This window comes from Allobosea sp. P1_A7 (assembly GCF_056406775.1).
In genome coordinates this window covers 1-2,114 of the sequence record NZ_JBFTZN010000501.1, presented here as the reverse complement: position 1 = coordinate 2,114, position 2,114 = coordinate 1, and the positions used below count along the sequence as shown (strand labels likewise).

At 65.0% G+C, this 2,114-nt stretch carries 2 protein-coding genes and 1 pseudogene; 2 read left to right on the top strand and 1 reads right to left on the bottom strand.

Annotated features, from left to right (window positions below; translation table 11 throughout):
• The first annotated feature begins 79 nt into the window (after positions 1-79).
• Positions 80-502, top strand: a pseudogene (locus tag AC1D34_RS36925) (AtzH-like domain-containing protein).
• A 51-nt stretch (positions 503-553) separates the two neighbouring features.
• Here AC1D34_RS36925 and AC1D34_RS36920 read toward each other — a convergent pair.
• Complete coding sequence (locus AC1D34_RS36920) at positions 554-1,591, bottom strand: Ldh family oxidoreductase (RefSeq protein WP_476826944.1); 1,038 nt, start codon at positions 1,589-1,591, stop codon at positions 554-556.
• Between the two features lie 158 nt (positions 1,592-1,749).
• Here AC1D34_RS36920 and AC1D34_RS36915 point away from each other — a divergent pair.
• Positions 1,750-2,114, top strand: a 365-nt coding sequence (locus AC1D34_RS36915; protein WP_476826943.1) for a fumarate hydratase, incomplete at its 3' end; no start/stop codon positions are given.

Genomic DNA, 2,114 nt, shown 5'->3' with positions numbered 1-2,114 from the left:
GCTCCCATCCGAATGGGAGCGGGCGGAACTCTGATCATCCTATGACAGGGGGCGGAGGCCGGCTTGATCCGTCGGCGCCATGTATGAAGGCTGCACCGTGCCCGACCTGATCCCGAATTTGCCCGATGTCGTTGCCGAAATCGGCGCATTGTTCGAACGCTACGAGCAAGCCCTGATCGACAAGGATGTGGCTGTGCTGGATGCCGCATTCTGGGACAGTCCGCACACCATCCGATACGCGTTGCACGAGAATGGCTATGGCTTCTCGGAGATCCACGCCCACCGCGTTTCTCGCCCGCCGGGGCCCGGTATCAAGGAAAAGCGGCTGCGGCTGGAGATTCTCACTCTGGGGCGCGACATTGCCACGGTGAACCTGGAGTTCAAGGTCCGCGGGCAGGACATGGTCGGCCGGTAGAGCCAGACCTGGGCGCGCTTCCCCGATCTCGGCTGGAAGGTGATCTCCGCTCACGTATCAACGATGGAGGGGCCKCGCCTCTGGTGAGCAGCCGCGCCCCCTGCTTCGCTTTGACAGTCGAGGCCCCTGCCCCCCTAGTCAGCTTCCAATGGCGCTTGCCCTCAGCGCAGCGAGCGTCCGGCTGTCGACCGCCACGATCTCCTGTCGGAGCTTGGCGTTCTCCCATTTTGCCTGACCGGGGACACGGATGGCATTAGTACCGGGGGCGCGGCGCCCGCTGCTGATGCGCTCCCGCTCGGCTGCGGCGCGGCAAGGCAAGGCCTCAGCGCCGAAAGCGCCCGGATTCAGCGTCAGGAACAGAAACGAGCAGTCATTCGGTTGCGCGGCGTCGCCGTAGAGCGCTTTCACCTCGGCTCCCACGGCACCACCGGACAGGAGCCCGCACAGCATGTCGACCGCCAGTGCGAGGGCAAACCCCTTGGGGCCGCCGGTGGGCAGAAGCAGCCCCCTGATTGCCTCGGCAGGGTCGGTGGTCGGAAGCCCTTCCGACGTTACGGCCCAGTTCGCCGGAATCGGCTCGCCGCGCTGCTGGTGATGGCGAATGCGGCCGAGAGCGCCTTCGCTCATGGCGACATCGACCACCACCGCAGGCTCGTCCGCAGTCGGAATGGCAATCGCGATCGGGTTGTTGCCGACAGCCGGCTCAGCCCCGCCGGGGGCCGGCATCAACGGCCGCGTATTCGACATCGCAATCCCGATCATGCCGGCCTCAGCGGCCTGGGCGGCATAGCGACCGGCAGCGCCGAAATGAAACCCATGACGCACGGCAACCGCGCCGATGCCGAAACTCCGAGCCTTTGCGATAGCCAGGGTCATGGCCTGCTCGGCGGCCAGATGACCGAGCATGTGGCGGCCGTCGAGAACCGCAACGGCGCCATGGTCACTCACGCACAGAGCTTCGTCATGCGGCGAGACCGAGCCCTTGCGCAGGCGTTCGATATAGAGCGGCACATGCATCAGCCCGTGCGAGCTCAGGCCCTGCTGCTCCGCTTCGACCAGGGCTTCCGCAATACGGCTCGCGCCGGCGGGAGAGAGTCCGGCGCCGGCAAAGACAGCGGCAACCTCCGCGACAAGATCGGCAACGCGCATCGGAACGGCGCTTGGTATCTGAGACATCATCAGGCCTGTGACGGTGAAACTCGATCGATCCTAGGAGGGGCTGGATAGCAAAGTATGCACAGCGCGCTCATTTCATCGTGCGAAACGCCGGCGCTTTGAACCATCCCCCCGTCCCGGCCCGCTAGGTTGGGCAGAGGTGAACTGGGCAGCGGCGCATGGCGATAACATATGATCTGGTGAAGGAGGTCACGGCCAATCTCTATGACTGGTCGCTGCGCCGGATCCCGGAGACATCGAAGAGCGCCCTGCGTAATGCGGTCGAGACCGAGACCGTGCCCCATGCACGCAAGACGCTGGCCTTCATGCTCGACAGTGCGGAAACGGCGGAGCGGACCGGGCGCTTCCTGTGCTCGGATGCAGGGGTTCCGAGCTATGCCGTGAAGATCGGATCGGGTGTCCAGATGCGAGGCGACATCCGCCAGGCCATCGTCGATGGCTTCGAGCACCTCGTCCAGACGATCCAGCCGCCGATCCTGCGCTTCGTCACCAATCCGCTGACGAATGAGCGCAGCTACAAGGG